We start from the raw sequence: 233 nt of genomic DNA, 5'->3' as shown, positions 1-233 counted from the left end.
ACCTTCAGGACAACCTGCGCGAGGCCGATGCGCTGGACTGGACCTACATGAACGGTGGTCACGGCAACGTCGGCGCACATGAGGACATCGCCTTCCATCTTGCCTTTATCGACGATCTCGTCGCCGCCGTGGGCACGGCCATGGGCGAGGTGCCCTGGGGCTTCGGTGTCGATCCCGCGACGCTGACCGCCCACACCGCCATGCTGCCCGCCTGGTACGAAGAAATTGCGCGC

At 65.2% G+C, this 233-nt stretch carries 1 protein-coding gene; it reads left to right on the top strand.

What is annotated here, in order from left to right:
- Positions 1-233 (top strand): hypothetical protein (locus CLG85_RS28135; protein ID WP_260350404.1); only part of this gene is annotated, 233 nt, incomplete at both ends.

The organism is Alloyangia mangrovi (assembly GCF_002300555.2).
In the GTDB taxonomy this organism is placed as follows: Bacteria; Pseudomonadota; Alphaproteobacteria; order Rhodobacterales; family Rhodobacteraceae; genus Salipiger; species Salipiger mangrovi.
This window is presented reverse-complemented; position numbering and strand designations above follow the sequence as displayed.